This is a genomic window from Rugosimonospora africana, assembly GCF_016862975.1.
GTDB lineage: Bacteria > Actinomycetota > Actinomycetes > Mycobacteriales > Micromonosporaceae > Rugosimonospora > Rugosimonospora africana.
In genome coordinates, this window is the sequence record NZ_BONZ01000208.1 from 1 (window position 1) to 581 (window position 581).

The 581-nt window shown below is 65.1% G+C and carries 1 protein-coding gene; it reads left to right on the plus strand.

The features are described from left to right. On the plus strand, positions 1–581 hold a 581-nt coding region (gene rho, locus Raf01_RS49255; protein WP_203925093.1), incomplete at both ends, for a transcription termination factor Rho.

Below are 581 nucleotides of genomic sequence, written 5' to 3' on the forward strand. Positions count from 1 at the left end.
TCAACGGCATGGATCCGGAGGAGGCGCGGCGTCGTCCGGAGTTCTACAAGCTGACTCCGTTGTACCCGCAGGAGCGGTTGCGGTTGGAGACCGAGCCGCAGGTGTTGACGACTCGGGTCATCGATCTGGTGATGCCGATCGGCAAGGGGCAGCGGGCGTTGATCGTGTCGCCGCCGAAGGCCGGTAAGACCATGGTGCTGCAGGCGATCGCGAACGCGATTACCCGGAACAATCCGGAGTGCCATCTGATGGTCGTGCTCGTGGATGAGCGGCCGGAGGAGGTCACCGACATGCAGCGGTCGGTGAAGGGTGAGGTTATCGCCTCGACGTTCGACCGGCCGCCGTCGGATCACACGACGGTGTCGGAGTTGTCGATCGAGCGGGCCAAGCGTCTGGTGGAGTTGGGCCATGACGTGGTGGTGTTGCTGGACTCGATCACCCGGTTGGGGCGGGCGTACAACAACGCGTCGCCGGCCAGTGGGCGGATCCTGTCCGGTGGTATCGACTCGACGGCGTTGTACCCGCCGAAGCGGTTCCTGGGTGCGGCGCGCAACATCGAGAACGGCGGCTCGCTGACCATC